This window comes from Citrobacter sp. RHBSTW-00570 (assembly GCF_013739755.1).
Taxonomy (GTDB): Bacteria; Pseudomonadota; Gammaproteobacteria; order Enterobacterales; family Enterobacteriaceae; genus Citrobacter; species Citrobacter braakii.
On sequence record NZ_CP056399.1, the window covers coordinates 3,445,204 to 3,461,270 of the forward strand.

The following is a 16,067-nucleotide window of genomic DNA, read 5'->3' on the forward strand; positions in this document are numbered from 1 at the left end:
TAATGGCGCACGCACATACTCATACTTCCTCTGAGCAACCCAAGGACAATAATGCCCGCCGACTGATGTTCGCATTCTGCATTACAGCCGGATTTATGTTGGTTGAAGTGGTGGGTGGAATACTTTCTGGTTCACTGGCCTTGCTGGCCGACGCCGGGCATATGCTCACGGATGCTGCGGCGCTGCTTTTCGCGCTGCTGGCCGTCCGGTTTTCCCGTCGCCCGCCCACAATACGACACACCTTCGGCTGGCTGAGGCTCACGACGCTGGCCGCATTTGTTAATGCCATCGCATTGGTCGTTATCACCATTTTAATCGTCTGGGAGGCGATTGAGCGCTTCCAGACACCTCGCCCCGTGGCTGGCGGCATGATGATGGTTATTGCTGTCGCGGGTCTACTGGCCAACGTGCTCGCTTTTTGGGTTTTACATCGCGGCAGTGAAGAGAAAAATCTGAACGTCCGCGCCGCGGCGCTGCATGTGATGGGCGATTTACTCGGCTCTGTCGGGGCAATCATCGCTGCGCTGATTATTATCTGGACGGGCTGGACACCCGCGGACCCAATTCTCTCGATTCTGGTTTCCGTGCTGGTGCTGCGTAGCGCCTGGCGATTGCTAAAAGATAGCGTTAATGAATTACTGGAAGGTGCCCCGCTGACGCTGGATATCGCCGCACTGCAGCGCCATCTCAGCCGGGATATTCCTGAAGTCCGCAATGTTCATCATGTCCATGTCTGGATGGTGGGCGAAAAACCGGTAATGACGCTGCATGTTCAGGTGATCCCGCCACACGATCACGATGCGTTGCTGGAGCGTATTCAGCATTTCCTTATCCATCACTACCAGATTGAACACGCCACAATCCAGATGGAGTATCAGCCGTGCAATGGGCCGGACTGTCACCTGTATCAGGGCGTGTCCGGCCATTCACATCATCACCATTAATGAGAAAGCGCGTGGGAACCCCGCTCACGCGCGCTGTTAATCCACATCCTGCTACCGTTCAGAGCGATAACCGTCAGGATCATATATTCCAGCGACATGGCATATACGCCTTGCAGGGCAAAGATCACCACGCTAATGACGTTAATGATCACCCACAGCAGCCAGTTTTCAACGTATTTGCGCGTCATCAGGATCATCGCCGCAATCGACAGCACCATCATGCAGGAGTCCCAGAACGGGAATGCATCGGGTTGTAGTTCAGGCACAACAACCTGTAAGCCCAATGCCTGCATAATATTCACTGCAATGCCTGTCAGGAACGCAAAAACCGGATCGATATAGATCGACATCAGGCCGATCGCCACCACGCAAGCCGCCAGCCAGCCGATCGCTTTTGGAAGCGGTAGCCAGCGAATTTTCAGTTCCGCTTCATGCTGGTTGGTTTGCCGGGACCAGGCATACCAGCCGTAGATATTTGCGGCAAAGAAGAAAACTTGCAGCAACAAGCTGGCATAGAGCTGGATCTGAAAGAAGATAATTGCAAACAGCGTGACGTTTATCAGACCGAAGAAGTAATTGCTGATTTTCTCAAGGCTCGCCAGGCCAATACACAGCAACCCGGCGATCGTTCCCACGGCTTCGATCCACGACAAATCGTAACCACCCGCGCCAATCGGAATATGTACCAGAATGTTCTGCGTGCTAAAAAAGTCCATCTTTTCCCCCAGAGCAAAAATAAATAATTACGCTCGAAGTGTAGCCGCAAATTCCAACATACGGTTTAACGGCAAAAGCGCCCCTTCTCTCAGCGAGTCCTCAACATGTATCTCATGAGCCGCGCCGCCATGTTCCAGGCCCTCAGCAATCGCTTTCAGGCCATTCATCGCCATCCACGGACAATGCGCACAGCTGCGACAGGTTGCCCCCTCGCCAGCCGTCGGAGCTTCAAGCAGCTCTTTATCCGGAACGGCCTGCTGCATTTTGTAAAAAATGCCCCGGTCAGTCGCCACAATCAACTGCTTATGCGGTAACGATTTAGCCGCGTTGATGAGCTGGCTGGTTGAGCCAACCGCATCTGCCATATCAACGATAGACTGAGGGGACTCCGGGTGCACCAGCACCGCGGCATCAGGGTAAAGCCCTTTCATGCGTGTTAAGGCCTGGGTTTTAAACTCGTCGTGGACGATACAGGCGCCCTGCCAACAGAGCACGTCTGCGCCGGTCTGTTTTTGCACGTAGTTGCCCAAATGTCTGTCCGGAGCCCAGATGATTTTTTCACCTAAACTATCAAGATGCTCAATAAGTTCAACCGCGATACTGGAAGTCACGACCCAGTCCGCACGTGCTTTAACGGCAGCAGAGGTATTGGCGTAAACCACCACGGTACGATCCGGATGCGCGTCGCAAAATGCGCTGAACGCGTCAATCGAACAGCCCAGATCTAATGAACATTCCGCCTGTAAGGTCGGCATCAGGATGGTCTTTTCCGGGCTGAGAATTTTGGCAGTTTCTCCCATAAACCTCACGCCCGCAACCAGCAGCGTAGAGGCAGTATGCTTTGCACCGAACCGCGCCATCTCCAGAGAATCAGAAATACAGCCCCCGGTCTCTTCCGCTAACTGCTGAATTTCAGGATCGGTGTAATAATGCGCGACCATAACGGCATCACGCTCTTTCAGCAGGCGCTTGATTTTTTCACGATAAAATTGCTTTTCATCCACACTTAGCGGTACTGGCTTCGGCGGAAACGGATAAATTGCTGCTTCTGGATCAAACATCACGCTCATCTTGCTTTCTCGTTTCACTGGCTTAACGAAATAACCGATTAAAAGCGTGACGCACGCCATATTCGGTTTGATTTGTTTTGTATGCTAAACAAGATAGCGGATTGGCGCAGAAAAGTCACAATAATTGCGTGTGATGAATGCCAGATGGCGTCTGACGTCTTATCCGGCCTACACGAGTAGTGTCGTCTGTAGGCTGATAAGCAAAGGACATCAGGAAATCTTATAAATCGCAGATAGCAAAAAGGCGCCTTTAGGGCGCCTTTTTACACTGGTGGGGCGTGCAGGATGACTCGCTTCGCTTGCCCTTCGGGCCGTCGCCGTGAACGGCTCCGTTGTCTCACTGCGTTCGACCCGAACCTGCTGCAGGTTCGAATCTTATAAATCGCAGATAGCAAAAAGGCGCCTTTAGGGCGCCTTTTTACACTGGTGGGGCGTGCAGGATTCGAACCTGCGACCAATTGATTAAAAGTCAACTGCTCTACCAACTGAGCTAACGCCCCCGTATGGGGTTTACTGCTTCAATTATTCAGGATGGTGGGTCGTGCAGGATTCGAACCTGCGACCAATTGATTAAAAGTCAACTGCTCTACCAACTGAGCTAACGACCCGCTCGGATGTCACCTGAAAAATTCTTTACTCGACACCAATATAACAATTGATATGGCGGCGTGCAGGATGACTCGACTTCGTCTCGCCCTAACGGGCCGTTGCTAAAGCAACGTTATCCTTCACGTTTAACACCTGAGTACAATGTTAAAGTTGGTGGGGCGTGCAGGATTCGAACCTGCGACCAATTGATTAAAAGTCAACTGCTCTACCAACTGAGCTAACGCCCCGAGTGGTGGGTGATGACGGGATCGAACCGCCGACCCCCTCCTTGTAAGGGAGGTGCTCTCCCAGCTGAGCTAATCACCCGATACTACGCTGGATACTGCATTAAGTGGTGGGGCGTGCAGGATTCGAACCTGCGACCAATTGATTAAAAGTCAACTGCTCTACCAACTGAGCTAACGCCCCACTTTTTTCGCCGCTTTCGGGCTGTTTGATATCCCTTGGCAACGGCGGCATATATTACTGATTTCAGATTTTAGCGCAACAAAAATTTCGATGTAAATAACTCAACTGCTTAGGAATCACACGACACGACCAGAAATAACACGATTTCTGGTCGTATGGTGGTCATTACATCGCGCCAAGGCGTTTTTGCGCTTGTTTCGCGCCATCAGTGCCAGGATATTTAGTGATAACCTGCTGATAAACCGCTTTAGCTTTTGCTGTGTCACCTTTGTCCTGCATGATGACGCCGACTTTATACATCGCGTCTGCAGCCTTAGGTGATTTGGGGAAGTTTTTAACTACCGAAGCAAAATAGAACGCAGCATCATCTTTTTTACCCTTGTTGTAATTCAACTGACCCAGCCAGTAATTCGCATTGGGCAGGTAAGTAGAGTCCGGGTACTTTTTGATGAAGTTCTGGAATGCTTCAATCGCGTCATCCTGGCGGGATTTATCCTGCACCAGAGCAATCGCTGCATTGTAATCGGTATTCGCATCGCCAGTTTGCACGGGAGCCCCTGACGTTGCTGCAACTCCCGCATCAGGTGCAGGGGTTGCCGCCCCACTCTGATCGCCACCTGTAGACTGTGCCGCAGGCGCACTACCGCTGCCAAGATTATTCATCTGCAGCAATATCTGCTTCTGTCGCTCAACAACCTGATTCAGCTGATATTGATTTTCCTGAATTTGACCACGCAGGGAATCGATATCGGACTGATTATCGGAGAGTTGTTGCTGGAGTTGGGTTAAAAGCTGACTGTGAGCGTTAGAAATACGCTCGAGTTGAGTGACACGGTCTTCGACCGAGCCTGAGCCGACACTACTGATTGGCGCCTGAGCAAAAGCGGCCCAGGGGGCCGCTATGCCAACCAGTAACGACAGACTCAACAGGTGATGTCTGAAGTTACTGCTCATGCAATTCTCTTAGTAAACCAGTACGGCGCGACGGTTTTTGGCGTAAGCCGCTTCGTCATGACCCAGTACTGCAGGTTTTTCTTTACCGTAAGAAACGATGGAGATCTGGTCAGCAGAAACGCCTTTACCCTGCAGGTACATCTTAACGGCGTTCGCACGACGCTCACCCAGGGAGATGTTGTACTCAGGAGTACCACGTTCGTCCGCATGACCTTCTACGGTGACTTTGTAAGACGGGTTGCTACGCAGGAAGTTAGCGTGAGCATCCAGCATTGCAGCGAAGTCAGAACGGATATCGTACTTGTCCAGATCGAAGTAAACGATGTTGTTCTGCTGCAGCTGTTGCATCTGAAGACGCGCTTGCTCTTCAGAAGACATGTTGCCGCTGCCGTTTGCATCCATACCAGTGCCGGCACCCAGCATGCCTTCGCTGCCGTCATTGCTGGCGTTCTTGTTAGAAGAACACGCTGCAATAGCCATAACAGGCAGAGCAATCATCAGCCCTTTCAGCACTTTGTTCAGTTGCATTTCAATGATTCCTTTATTAATCAATTATTTATTATCACAGATACGGCGACCAGGCAGGGAATTTAACCTGACCATCAGTTGCCGGAAGACGCGCTTTGAAACGCCCATCTGTAGAAACCAAATTCAGCACGGATCCCATCCCCTGAGAAGAGCTGTAGATTACCATAGTGCCGTTAGGTGCCAGACTTGGCGTTTCATCCAGGAACGTTGACGACAGGACTTGTACGCCACCCGCTACCAGATCTTGTTTGGCAATGTGCTGCTGACCATTGGCTGAGCTTACCATTACCATAAACTTACCGTCGCTGCTCACATCCGCATCCTGGTTTTGCGAACCTTCCCAGGTAATACGCTGCGGAGCACCGCCGTTGACGTTAACTTTATATACCTGCGGACGACCGGCCTGGTCAGAGGTAAAGGCCAGGTTTTGGCTGTCCGGGAACCAGGTAGGTTCCGTGTTGTTGCTGCGACCATCCGTCACCTGACGGATCTGACCGGAACCAATGTCCATGACATACAGGTTCAGACTACCGGTTTTAGACAGGGCAAACGCCAGTTTGCTGCCATCCGGAGAAAACGCAGGTGCACCGTTGTGACGTGGGAACGACGCTACCTGACGAACCGCGCCATTAGACAACGTCTGAATAACCAGCGCAGAACGACCGCTTTCGAAAGTGACGTATGCCAGTTTTGAACCGTCCGGAGACCATGCCGGAGACATCAGCGGCTGCGGAGAACGGTGTACCACGAACTGGTTGTAGCCATCGTAGTCGGATACACGTAATTCGTACGGGAACTGGCCGCCGTTCGTCTGAACAACATAAGCGATACGGGTACGGAATGCACCTTTAATACCGGTCAGTTTTTCAAACACTTCGTCACTTGCAGTATGGCCCGCGTAACGCAACCACTGCTTGTTCACTTTATAGGTGTTCTGTGCCAGTACGGTACCCGGTGCGCCGCCGGTATCTACCAGTTGATAAGCAACGCTGTAGGAACCATCCGGATTTGGCGTAACCTGACCTACTACCACGGCATCAATACCCAGCGCAGACCATGCGGCAGGTTGAACTTCCTGTGCGGTACCCGGCTGCTGCGGCAGGCGAGAACGGTCTAACGGATTAAATTTACCGCTGTTACGCAGGTCAGCGCCTACGATACCACCGATATCTTCAGGTGCAGCACCCGGCCCTGCCCACTGGAAGGGGACAACACCAATCGGGCGTGCCGAGTCCACCCCCTGGGTGATCTCGATACGTACTTCTGCGTGCAGCACCGCTGCCCACAGCATCAGAAAACCAAATGCTACTCGTAATGCCTGCTTCATCATATCTCCCTTATCTGGACGGAAAGCCCACGATAATTTAGCAGAATGTTAACAAACTCAAATACACAAAACTACCAGAACACTGTCTCAACCTTAGACCGTTTCCCCTGAATTCTCAGGGACGTTATTACAGTTTAAAGTCCAGCTTGGCATCTTTTACTTTTTCATAAACAGCCTGGCTAGGCGGTTTAGGAATTCTGGCTGTTTTCGCAGCCGTCAGCGCAGCCTGACACAATGCCGGATCTCCGCCCTCTTCGGTCACATCCAGTAACAGACCATCGGGTGCTAACTTGATATGTAATACGCAAGATTTACCCGCATACAAATCGGCACCATACAGACGGCTCTGGATCGCATTACGAATTTGAGATGCGTAAGCACTGATATCAGCGCCAGATGCACCGCCATTTGCACCACTTGTACCACTATCTTTCGCCGGTTGACCGTTTCCTTTCGCTCCACCACCTGATTTCGGTGCATTCTTACCGGAGCTTAAGTCGCCCAACAAGTCGTCAACGCCAGAGGCTGCAGCTGCTTTTTCGGCCGCAGCCTTTTTCGCAGCCGCCGCTTTATCTGCCGCAGCTTTCTTATCGGCAGCGGCTTTCTCGGCTGCAGCTTTTTTATCTGCTGCTGCTTTTTCCGCTGCGGCTTTCTTATCAGCCGCAGCCTTTTCAGCAGCGGCAGCTTTCGCGGCAGCGGCTTTTTCTGCTTTCTCCGCAGCAGCTTTCTCGGCTGCTGCTTGCTTAGCGGCTTCAGCCTGAGCTTTCTTCGCAGCGTCTGCGGCAGCCTTAGCAGCTTGTGCTTCGGCAATTTTCTTCGCATCAGCGGCGGCTTTAGCGGCTTCAGCCTCTGCTTTTTTCTGTGCGTCCGCAGCGGCTTTCTTCGCGGCATCTGCCGCTTGTTTCGCCTGAGCATCAGCTTTGGCCTTCGCGTCTGCAGCAGCCTTCGCCGCAGCTTCTTCAGCCTGTTTCTGTTGCTCTTGCGCTTTCGCGGCGGCGGCTTCGGCCTGTTTCTGCTGTTCCGCCTGTTCGCGCACTTTTTCTTGCGCGGCTAAACGTTCTTTTTCAAGTTGCTTCAGTCGCTCTTGCTCGGCCGCCTGCTTCTCGCGAAGTTCCTCAGCTTGCTGCTGCGCCTGTTTTTCACGCTGCTCTTCTGCACGTTTAGCACTTGCCTGCTGTTGCTGTTGCCTGTCGTACTGTTGCACAACGGCGCCAGGATCGACCATAACGGCGTCGATGGACGAACCGCCACCGCCGCCGGCTGAAGCATCAATGTGCTCATCGAACGAACTCCAGATCAGCGCTGCAAATAAAATGACATGCAGCACCGCTGAAATAATTATCGCCCTTTTGAGCTTGTCGTTTTGTTCGGTTGCCTTTGACACTCTCGGTTCCCAAAAAACTGTTCGCCTGTTACGCGCTATCTTTCAAGCCAGCAAAACGCAGTCATCAGATTGGCTGCGTCATCAAGCCAACCGATTTTACGCCTGCACTGTGTAACAAGTTCAGCGCTTTAATTATTTCATCATAAGGCACGTCTTTCGCACCACCGATTAAAAAGACCGTTTTCGGATTGGTCTGCAGGCGACTTTTCGCTTCCGCGATAACCTGCTCCGGCGGCAGTTGATCCATACGATCTTTCTCAACGACCACGCTGTATTGCCCTATCCCGGAAACTTCAATAATGACCGGCGGTTCGTCGTTACTACTGACAGCTTGCGATTCGGTCGCATCCGGCAGGTCGACTTCCACACTCTGCGTAATAATCGGCGCGGTTGCCATAAAGATCAGCAACAGCACCAGTAGTACGTCGAGCAGCGGCACAATATTGATTTCGGACTTGAGTTCGCGACGACCTCGTCCACGCGTTCTGGCCATGGCTTACCCCTTGTTGCTCTCGCTAACGGTAAACGCCTGGCGGTGCAGAATCGCGGTGAACTCTTCCATAAAGTTGTCGTAATTCAGTTCCAGCTTGTTCACGCGCTGATTCAGTCGGTTGTAAGCCATAACCGCCGGGATTGCCGCAAACAGACCGATAGCCGTTGCAATCAACGCCTCCGCGATACCCGGTGCGACCATTTGCAGCGTTGCCTGTTTTACCGCGCCTAACGCGATAAATGCGTGCATGATCCCCCAAACGGTACCGAACAGACCGATATACGGGCTGATGGAGCCGACGGTGCCGAGGAATGGAATATGCGTTTCCAGCGTTTCCAGTTCACGGTTCATCGAGATACGCATCGCACGGGATGCCCCCTCAACGACCGCTTCCGGCGCATGACTATTCGCCCGATGCAGACGCGCAAACTCTTTGAATCCGCTGTAGAAAATTTGTTCCGAGCCCACCAGATTATCACGACGCCCCTGGCTTTCCTGATACAGGCGCGACAATTCAATGCCGGACCAGAACTTGTCTTCAAATGCTTCGGCTTCACGTGAAGCCGCATTAAGAATACGGGTCCGCTGGATAATAATGGCCCAGGATGCGATTGAGAAACCAATCAAAATCAACATGATAAGTTTAACCAGAAGGCTTGCCTTCAGGAACAAATCAAGGATATTCATGTCAGTCACTGCTTAAACTCCGCGACAATAGACTTGGGAAGCGCACGAGGCTTCATTTTGAGTGGATCAACGCAAACAATCAGAACTTCGGCTTCATTCAGCACGGTGTTCTCTGCGTTGACAATGCGTTGCGTGAAAACCAATGAGGTGCCACGCATTGACGTAATTTCGGTTTGGACTTCGAGCATATCGTCGAGTCGGGCAGGCGCAAAATACTCCAGCGTCATCTTGCGCACCACAAAGGCTACACGTTCGGCCAACAGGACCTGCTGACTGAAGTGATGATGACGCAGCATTTCTGTGCGTGCTCTTTCGTAAAAAGCGACGTAGCTGGCGTGGTAAACCACTCCACCGGCATCGGTGTCTTCATAGTAGACACGAACCGGCCATCGAAACATATACTTGTTCATTCTTACTGCCTCTTTGTTGGCTTCGCCCACTCACACCGGTCGCTTAACTTTGTAAGCGCCTGGTGACTCGCGTTCTTGCCGCCGCGATGCTTCAAGAATGTCGTTGTATATCGCGCTGTATTCACTTTACATCCCGGTAATGCAATTAAGTTGCGTCCTGATGGTCCAGTGTCGCCACCGCACACAACTCCAGGGCACAACCTTAGGTTAATGCTTTCAAACTTCGCTACTATACGCGCGGGAATGGTGGTTTGGAATGGGGGAAAGTAAACGGAGAGTAAAAATTTATGGGCTTATGCAAGCCCATAAATATTTAAGGATGTTTCTTATTCAAAAGAAGAAGAAAATCAGACCAACAACCAGGACGATATCTGCGATTAGCGGGCAGAAAATGCCCTGCCAGTGTACGGCGCGAGGACGAAAACCAACGCCGTGAATGATGCCTGCGCAGACCGCCCACATCAGCAGGAGACCATGCCAGATTTCCAGCTCACTGGTTTTGGCCGCGAAACGTGACGGATCCCAGAATATGCAGCCAGCCAACACGATTGCCAGCACAAAGGAAAGCGCCCGCAAGGGGCGCTTGTCCATCGCGTTATACTGCATCGCGATAATGTTGGTCATCAGCTATCTTCTTGTCCGGCTTTGCCTGATTCAACGTGCTCAAGCGCCAGCGCTGTGATTATCCCAAATGCACAGGCAAGAAGCGTTCCCAAAATCCATGCGAAATACCACATTTTAAGCTCCTTACTTAGTACAGAGAGTGGGTGTTGCTTTCAATATCTTCTTTGGTGATGCGACCGAACATCTTCCAGTAACACCAGCCGGTGTACAGCAGAATGATCGGAACGAACACACAAGCTACATACGTCATCAGATTCAGCGTCAGCTGGCTGGACGTTGCATCCCACATGGTCAGACTTGCGTTCATCATGGTGCTGGATGGCATCACAAACGGGAACATTGCGATACCAGCCGTCAGGATGATGCAGGCTAACGTCAGTGAAGAGAAGACGAACGCCCATGCCCCTTTCTCCATACGAGAAGTCAGGATGGTCAACAGCGGCAGAACCACGCCCAGTGCAGGAACCAGCCACAGGATAGGTGCATTGTTAAAGTTCACCATCCATGCGCCAGCCACGCGAGCCACTTCTTTGGTCAGCGGGTTAGAGGCGGCATGATGATCCAGTGCTGAGGTCACAACATAACCGTCAATACCGTAAATCACCCACACACCAGCCAGCGCGAAGCAGACCATAGTGACCAGTGCCGCAACCTGCGACGTTGTACGCGCACGCAGATGCAGTTCACCTACCGTACGCATCTGCAGATAGGTCGCGCCCTGGGTGATGATCATCCCAACACTCACGACACCCGCCAGCAGACCAAACGGATTCAGCAACTGGAAGAAGTTACCGGTGTAGTACAAACGCATGTAGTCGTCTACGTGGAACGGAACCCCTTGCAGCAGGTTGCCGAACGCCACGCCAATAACCAGCGGTGGAACGAAGCTACCAATGAAGATGCCCCAGTCCCACATGTTGCGCCAGCGCATGTCTTCAATCTTGGAGCGGTAATCAAAACCGACCGGACGGAAGAACAAAGACGCCAGTACCAGGATCATCGCCACATAGAAACCGGAGAACGCAGCGGCATACACCATCGGCCAGGCAGCGAACAGTGCGCCACCCGCGGTGATGAGCCAAACCTGGTTACCGTCCCAGTGCGGGGCGATGGAGTTAATCATAATTCGACGCTCGGTATCATTACGACCGAGGAAACGGGTGAGCATGCCCACCCCCATGTCGAAGCCATCAGTGACCGCGAAACCAATCAGCAGAATGCCAACCAGCAGCCACCAGATAAAACGCAATACTTCATAATCGATCATTTGACGACTCCTGTCTTAGCGTGCCGGCTGAGAAGTCACAGTGGACTGCTCGTAGTGATAACGACCGGTTTTCAGGCTACTCGGCCCAAGGCGTGCGAACTTGAACATCAGATACAGTTCAGCCACCAGGAACAGGGTATACAGGCCGCAAATCAACAGCATCGAGAAGATGAGGTCGCCAGCGGTCAGCGAAGAGTTCGCTACGGCTGTTGGTAACACTTCACCAATCGCCCACGGTTGGCGGCCGTACTCTGCAACAAACCAACCGGATTCAATGGCAATCCACGGCAGAGGAATCGCATACAGCGCGGTGCGCAGCAGCCATTTTTTCTCACCGATACGGTTACGAATCACGGTCCAGAAGGACACTGCGATGATTGCCAGCATCAGAATGCCGCACGCCACCATAATACGGAAAGCGAAGTAGAGCGGCGCAACGCGAGGAATAGAATCTTTCGTTGCCTGCTGAATTTGCGCTTCGGTCGCGTCGGTGACGTTATCCGTATAGCGTTTCAGCAGCAGACCATAACCCAGGTCTTTCTTCATGCTGTTGAACTGGTCGCGAACGGCCTGATCGGTAGTACCCGCACGCAGTTCTTCCAGCAGTTGATACGCTTTCATCCCGTTACGGATGCGCTCTTCGTGCTGCACCATCAGGTCTTTCAGACCAATGACCGGTGTATCAACAGAGCGGGTGGCAATGATGCCCAGCGCATAAGGAATTTGAATCGCAAAATGGTTTTCCTGCGCATCCTGGTCCGGAATACCGAACAGGGTAAAGGAAGCCGGTGCAGGCTGCGTTTCCCATTCCGCTTCAATAGCAGCGAGTTTGGTTTTCTGCACGTCGCCCATTTCGTAACCGGATTCATCACCCAGAACGATAACAGACAGAATAGCAGCCATACCAAAGCTGGCGGCGATTGCAAAAGAACGTTTAGCAAACGCGAAGTCACGACCGCGCAGCATATAGTAGGAGCTGATCCCCAGAACGAACATCGCGCCACAAACATAACCAGATGCCACAGTGTGAACAAATTTCACCTGTGCTACCGGGTTGAGCACCAGTTCAGAGAAGCTCAGCATCTCCATGCGCATGGTTTCAAAGTTGAAATCCGCAGCGATTGGGTTTTGCATCCAGCCGTTCGCAACCAGAATCCACAGTGCGGACAGGTTAGAACCCAGGGCCACCAGCCAGGTGACGCACATATGCTGGACTTTACCCAAACGGTCCCAGCCGAAGAAGAACAGACCTACAAAGGTGGATTCGAGGAAGAAGGCCATCAAACCTTCGATCGCCAGCGGCGCACCGAAAATATCCCCTACATAGTGGGAGTAGTAAGACCAGTTAGTCCCGAACTGGAACTCCATGGTCAGACCGGTTGCCACACCCAGAGCGAAGTTGATACCAAACAACTTGCCCCAGAACTTGGTCATATCTTTATAAATCTGTTTGCCGGAAAGGACGTAGACCGTTTCCATGATGGCCAGCAAGAACGCCATACCTAGCGTCAGTGGCACAAACAGGAAGTGGTACATCGCGGTCAAGGCAAACTGTAAGCGCGACAGTTCGACTATATCTAACATCATGACTCCTTGCTCATCGCATGAAGACTCCGAGAGTGAACCCCGTTAGAAAGGGTCACACGCATGCCCCAATACAAATTTATCTGCTTCCCTCCGCCGCTGCTCTTTCTTCTCATTTGAAGAAAGGACAATGATGAAAGGTTACAAACATGTTAATAAAACACTCAAATTGATCCCGCAATTATATTACGCCGTAAAATCCTTACAATAAACAGGTTTTTATCGAGGTAAATTTGCATTTTTCGATAGTGATCAATTTATAGCTAATTTATCACTTTCAGACCAATTTGATCTGCAGCAATTTAACCTCTTTTTAGGCTGTTTACCAAGTTTTAAACATTGATTTAAATCAATTTTCAAATTTAATGTTAATAGTGTTTAACAGTCAGGCGACTAGTGAACACCATGTTAACGGTATGTTTTTCAATGAGTAATTGCCGTTACTACAAATGATAGGATATTTATTTAAATCTACACGATCTTTTAACCCGCCCGACTGACAAAATTGCCAGCAGATAAAGAGTCACTATTGCCGGGTAGCTCACAGTTTTTTGTTTAGCAAGTCATGGAATTGTTATTTCATACAAATTATTCATTTAAATTTTACTTGTAATTAACACCAGGATGTAACTATCTCAAATGGAAGCGAAAGCGTCCCTCATTGACAGACGCATTGGGTTTGACGTCCTCAGCACAGCGCAGGCGTTTCGCTTAAAGCATCACTGAAAGTTATCACTCACTTCTCTTTTTCTCTTATGTGGCAACGTTTAAATATGCCACAAACAATTCATTATCATTTTTATCTTAAATTTAACAAAATATAATTATGTCATATAAGATTAAAAAATAAAAAACCGTTATCCCGTTCACAAGTTATTTAGTAAAGGTAATTTTTTAAATTATAAAAAATGACGCATAAATGAGGCGCACAACAAAATAAGATTTCGATCACAAACATGGCAAGTCATTTATTCGTCATTTTCCTGGTAAATTAAAAAAAGCCGCAAAAACAACATTCAACCACCTGATAAACAAGGGTTTTTACAAATAAAAAATATAACAATCATTTTGCGCAGGATATTTTGAAAATAGATCAATTGCTTCCTTTTCCGCTTACACAGAAACTCCGACCCTATTAAGAGGTTGTCACAAGCCATGTTCTAAATATTAGAAAATAATTTTCACTTATTGACCATCAGCCCTACAGAGGATTACCCATGAAGAAATCTACACTTGTTATTGGCGTCATCGGTGCTGACTGCCATGCAGTAGGTAATAAAGTTCTGGATCGCGTTTTTACTGCTCATGATTTTCACGTAATCAACCTCGGGGTGATGGTGAGCCAGGATGAATATATTGATGCCGCGATTGAAACAGGCGCCGATGCCATCGTGGTGTCCTCTATCTACGGTCATGGCGACATTGACTGCCTCGGGTTACGTGAGCGCTGCATCGAACGCGGCCTCGGCGACATTCTGCTGTACGTCGGTGGCAACCTGGTAGTTGGTAAACATGACTTCGGCGATGTGGAAGTGAAGTTTAAGGAGATGGGTTTTAACCGCGTCTTCGCACCGAGCCACGACCTGGAAGATGTCTGCGCGCTTATCACCAATGATATTCGCCAACACAATGGCCTCGAGCAGCGTTGCCTGGAAGAGGCTATCTGATGCAAACAGTTTCTGTCGATATCGGCTCGACATGGACCAAGGCTGCCCTCTTCGCCCATGAAGGCGAGGAATTAACCCTGGTAAACCATGTCCTGACCCCAACCACCACACATCATCTGGCAGACGGTTTTTTTGCCAGCCTGAATCAGGTGCTGAACGTTGCCGATGCTCGCCCGTTACTGAAAAGTGGTGAAGTGCAGTTGAAATACTCCTCGTCGGCCAAGGGTGGACTCGCCGTTGCAGCAATGGGGCTGGTGCCTTCCATTACGCTGGAATCAGCAAAAGTTACCGCCCATTCGGCAGGAGCGAAAATCGCGCAATATTATTCGTACAAACTGAACCGGCATGACATCCAGGAGCTGGAATCATCACCGCCAGACATTCTGTTGTTTACCGGTGGTACAGACGGTGGCGAAGAAAGCTACGGCCTGGCGAATGCGCATGCGCTGGCAGGCTCAACGCTTGATTGCGCCATTATCTACGCTGGAAATCGGGACATTCAGGACGAAATACAAACGATTCTGGGACATAAAGATCTGACCACGGTAGACAACATTCTGCCTGACCTCGATCACCCGAATCCGTTTGCCGCGCGCCAGGCGATTTGCGATGTGTTCTTGTCACGCATTGTCAAAGGTAAAGGTCTGGACGTCATCGTCGGCGAAACCGGCGAAGAGCCAATGCCGACGCCATGGACGGTATATGAGTTAGTCAAAGCCATTAGCGATTACGACAGCGCATGGAAGGAATTCATGCTGATTGATATGGGCGGAGCCACCACGGATGTCTATTCGGCCAGCGCGAATACCCTCTCCCCCGATACCGTCCTGCATGGTGTTCCTGAACCGTTCGTCAAACGTACCGTTGAAGGCGACCTGGGAATGCGCGTTTCCGCCGTCGTGGTGGGAGAAAGCACGCAGGATATGGTGAAAGTCATCTTCGCCCAACAACCGCAGCGCGAGGAAGCATTTTACCGCTACCTGCGTCATCTGGTTGGGCAACCGGATTACCTGCCGCTCAGCGAGGAGGAGAAATATTTCGACACCCTGCTGGCAGGTTTGTGCGTGGGCTATGCCGCTGAGCGCCACGCGGGCACTAAAAAGCAGGTTTGCACCTGCGTGGGTAACGTGGATTTACAGATGGGTCGCGATCTCACCACCGTACGCAAAGTCGTCGGTTCAGGGGGATGGCTCTCTCGCGCCAGCCAGTTTGATATCCATAACTGGCTCAAATACCGGGAGCTGGACGACCAGGGTAAAAGAATTTTGTTACCGAATCAGTTTGAGTATTACCGCGATTCAAATGGCCTGCTCCCGCTACTGGCAAACGTCGCCAGGCTGTACCCGCAAGCCGCTGCTCGCACCAGCATTCAGTGTTTAACCCTATAAAACTTA

The 16,067-nt window shown here is 50.9% G+C and carries 16 protein-coding genes, 5 tRNA genes and 1 other RNA gene; 3 read left to right on the top strand and 19 right to left on the bottom strand.

Annotation, left to right across the window (positions count from 1 at the left end):
- The first annotated feature begins 2 nt into the window (after positions 1 to 2).
- A complete protein-coding gene (gene zitB, locus HV237_RS16460) occupies positions 3 to 944 on the top strand; it encodes a CDF family zinc transporter ZitB (RefSeq protein WP_019076308.1) in 942 nt (313 codons plus the stop codon).
- Here the strand turns inward: zitB and pnuC are convergent.
- From pnuC to cydA, 19 genes are all read right to left on the bottom strand, one after another.
- Entirely contained in the window at positions 941 to 1,660 is a 720-nt protein-coding gene (gene pnuC / locus HV237_RS16465; RefSeq protein ID WP_016152316.1) for a nicotinamide riboside transporter PnuC, read from the bottom strand. The two genes, zitB and pnuC, sit on opposite strands and share 4 nt — an antisense overlap.
- A gap of 27 nt (positions 1,661 to 1,687) precedes the next feature.
- Positions 1,688 to 2,731 (bottom strand): quinolinate synthase NadA, encoded by a 1,044-nt coding sequence (gene nadA / locus HV237_RS16470; RefSeq protein ID WP_047359467.1) that lies wholly within the window; start codon positions 2,729 to 2,731, stop codon positions 1,688 to 1,690.
- Positions 2,732 to 3,000: 269 nt separating this feature from the next.
- Positions 3,001 to 3,126: non-coding RNA, RtT sRNA (locus tag HV237_RS16475), on the bottom strand.
- A 29-nt stretch (positions 3,127 to 3,155) separates the two neighbouring features.
- A tRNA-Lys gene (locus HV237_RS16480) sits at positions 3,156 to 3,231 on the bottom strand.
- A gap of 32 nt (positions 3,232 to 3,263) precedes the next feature.
- Positions 3,264 to 3,339, bottom strand: a tRNA-Lys gene (locus HV237_RS16485).
- 152 nt (positions 3,340 to 3,491) lie between these two features.
- Positions 3,492 to 3,567: transfer RNA gene (locus HV237_RS16490), tRNA-Lys, on the bottom strand.
- A gap of 3 nt (positions 3,568 to 3,570) precedes the next feature.
- Positions 3,571 to 3,646, bottom strand: a tRNA-Val gene (locus HV237_RS16495).
- Between the two features lie 26 nt (positions 3,647 to 3,672).
- Positions 3,673 to 3,748, bottom strand: a tRNA-Lys gene (locus HV237_RS16500).
- 165 nt (positions 3,749 to 3,913) lie between these two features.
- Positions 3,914 to 4,702: a cell division protein CpoB gene (gene cpoB, locus HV237_RS16505; protein ID WP_047359468.1), complete on the bottom strand. Its 789-nt coding sequence runs from the start codon at positions 4,700 to 4,702 to the stop codon at positions 3,914 to 3,916.
- 9 nt (positions 4,703 to 4,711) lie between these two features.
- The gene (gene pal / locus HV237_RS16510; protein WP_003022983.1) at positions 4,712 to 5,230 is read right to left on the bottom strand and encodes a peptidoglycan-associated lipoprotein Pal; all 519 of its coding nucleotides are present in this window, start codon (positions 5,228 to 5,230) and stop codon (positions 4,712 to 4,714) included.
- 34 nt (positions 5,231 to 5,264) lie between these two features.
- The gene (gene tolB / locus HV237_RS16515; protein WP_003022981.1) at positions 5,265 to 6,557 is read right to left on the bottom strand and encodes a Tol-Pal system beta propeller repeat protein TolB; all 1,293 of its coding nucleotides are present in this window, start codon (positions 6,555 to 6,557) and stop codon (positions 5,265 to 5,267) included.
- A gap of 127 nt (positions 6,558 to 6,684) precedes the next feature.
- On the bottom strand, positions 6,685 to 7,941 hold the full coding sequence (gene tolA, locus HV237_RS16520) for a cell envelope integrity protein TolA (RefSeq protein WP_016152313.1): 1,257 nt from the start codon (positions 7,939 to 7,941) through the stop codon (positions 6,685 to 6,687).
- Between the two features lie 64 nt (positions 7,942 to 8,005).
- Positions 8,006 to 8,434 (bottom strand): colicin uptake protein TolR, encoded by a 429-nt coding sequence (gene tolR / locus HV237_RS16525; RefSeq protein WP_003022978.1) that lies wholly within the window; start codon positions 8,432 to 8,434, stop codon positions 8,006 to 8,008.
- 3 nt (positions 8,435 to 8,437) lie between these two features.
- Positions 8,438 to 9,130: a Tol-Pal system protein TolQ gene (gene tolQ / locus HV237_RS16530; protein WP_016152312.1), complete on the bottom strand. Its 693-nt coding sequence runs from the start codon at positions 9,128 to 9,130 to the stop codon at positions 8,438 to 8,440.
- The gene (gene ybgC, locus HV237_RS16535; protein WP_003831439.1) at positions 9,127 to 9,531 is read right to left on the bottom strand and encodes a tol-pal system-associated acyl-CoA thioesterase; all 405 of its coding nucleotides are present in this window, start codon (positions 9,529 to 9,531) and stop codon (positions 9,127 to 9,129) included. The genes tolQ and ybgC overlap by 4 nt, the downstream gene beginning before the upstream one ends.
- 330 nt (positions 9,532 to 9,861) lie before the next feature.
- The gene (gene ybgE / locus HV237_RS16540; RefSeq protein ID WP_016152311.1) at positions 9,862 to 10,155 is read right to left on the bottom strand and encodes a cyd operon protein YbgE; all 294 of its coding nucleotides are present in this window, start codon (positions 10,153 to 10,155) and stop codon (positions 9,862 to 9,864) included.
- Positions 10,155 to 10,268, bottom strand: coding sequence for a cytochrome bd-I oxidase subunit CydX (gene cydX, locus HV237_RS16545; protein ID WP_003022970.1), 114 nt, complete (start codon positions 10,266 to 10,268; stop codon positions 10,155 to 10,157). Before cydX ends, ybgE begins: the two co-directional genes overlap by 1 nt.
- A 14-nt stretch (positions 10,269 to 10,282) precedes the next feature.
- Positions 10,283 to 11,422 (bottom strand): cytochrome d ubiquinol oxidase subunit II, encoded by a 1,140-nt coding sequence (cydB, locus tag HV237_RS16550; protein WP_047359469.1) that lies wholly within the window; start codon positions 11,420 to 11,422, stop codon positions 10,283 to 10,285.
- Positions 11,423 to 11,437: 15 nt separating this feature from the next.
- Positions 11,438 to 13,006, bottom strand: a complete 1,569-nt coding sequence (gene cydA / locus HV237_RS16555) for a cytochrome ubiquinol oxidase subunit I (RefSeq protein WP_016152309.1) — start codon at positions 13,004 to 13,006, stop codon at positions 11,438 to 11,440.
- A 1,217-nt stretch (positions 13,007 to 14,223) separates the two neighbouring features.
- Between cydA and glmS the strand changes: the two genes are divergently transcribed.
- Both glmS and glmL read left to right on the top strand, forming a co-directional pair.
- Positions 14,224 to 14,673, top strand: a complete 450-nt coding sequence (gene glmS, locus HV237_RS16560) for a methylaspartate mutase subunit S (protein ID WP_016152308.1) — start codon at positions 14,224 to 14,226, stop codon at positions 14,671 to 14,673.
- Positions 14,673 to 16,061 (top strand): methylaspartate mutase accessory protein GlmL, encoded by a 1,389-nt coding sequence (gene glmL / locus HV237_RS16565; protein ID WP_016156015.1) that lies wholly within the window; start codon positions 14,673 to 14,675, stop codon positions 16,059 to 16,061. Before glmS ends, glmL begins: the two co-directional genes overlap by 1 nt.
- Positions 16,062 to 16,067: the final 6 nt, after the last annotated feature.

Bases quoted from the DNA above. Each gene is read 5' to 3' on its own strand.
- ybgE (WP_016152311.1), bottom strand. From the start codon at position 10,155: ATGACCAACATTATCGCGATGCAGTATAACGCGATGGACAAGCGCCCC.
- ybgC (WP_003831439.1), bottom strand. From the start codon at position 9,531: ATGAACAAGTATATGTTTCGATGGCCGGTTCGTGTCTACTATGAAGAC.
- glmS (WP_016152308.1), top strand. From the start codon at position 14,224: ATGAAGAAATCTACACTTGTTATTGGCGTCATCGGTGCTGACTGCCAT.
- nadA (WP_047359467.1), bottom strand. From the start codon at position 2,731: ATGAGCGTGATGTTTGATCCAGAAGCAGCAATTTATCCGTTTCCGCCG.
- cydB (WP_047359469.1), bottom strand. From the start codon at position 11,422: ATGATCGATTATGAAGTATTGCGTTTTATCTGGTGGCTGCTGGTTGGC.
- tolR (WP_003022978.1), bottom strand. From the start codon at position 8,434: ATGGCCAGAACGCGTGGACGAGGTCGTCGCGAACTCAAGTCCGAAATC.
- pal (WP_003022983.1), bottom strand. From the start codon at position 5,230: ATGCAACTGAACAAAGTGCTGAAAGGGCTGATGATTGCTCTGCCTGTT.
- cydX (WP_003022970.1), bottom strand. From the start codon at position 10,268: ATGTGGTATTTCGCATGGATTTTGGGAACGCTTCTTGCCTGTGCATTT.
- glmL (WP_016156015.1), top strand. From the start codon at position 14,673: ATGCAAACAGTTTCTGTCGATATCGGCTCGACATGGACCAAGGCTGCC.
- pnuC (WP_016152316.1), bottom strand. From the start codon at position 1,660: ATGGACTTTTTTAGCACGCAGAACATTCTGGTACATATTCCGATTGGC.
- cpoB (WP_047359468.1), bottom strand. From the start codon at position 4,702: ATGAGCAGTAACTTCAGACATCACCTGTTGAGTCTGTCGTTACTGGTT.
- tolB (WP_003022981.1), bottom strand. From the start codon at position 6,557: ATGAAGCAGGCATTACGAGTAGCATTTGGTTTTCTGATGCTGTGGGCA.
- cydA (WP_016152309.1), bottom strand. From the start codon at position 13,006: ATGTTAGATATAGTCGAACTGTCGCGCTTACAGTTTGCCTTGACCGCG.
- zitB (WP_019076308.1), top strand. From the start codon at position 3: ATGGCGCACGCACATACTCATACTTCCTCTGAGCAACCCAAGGACAAT.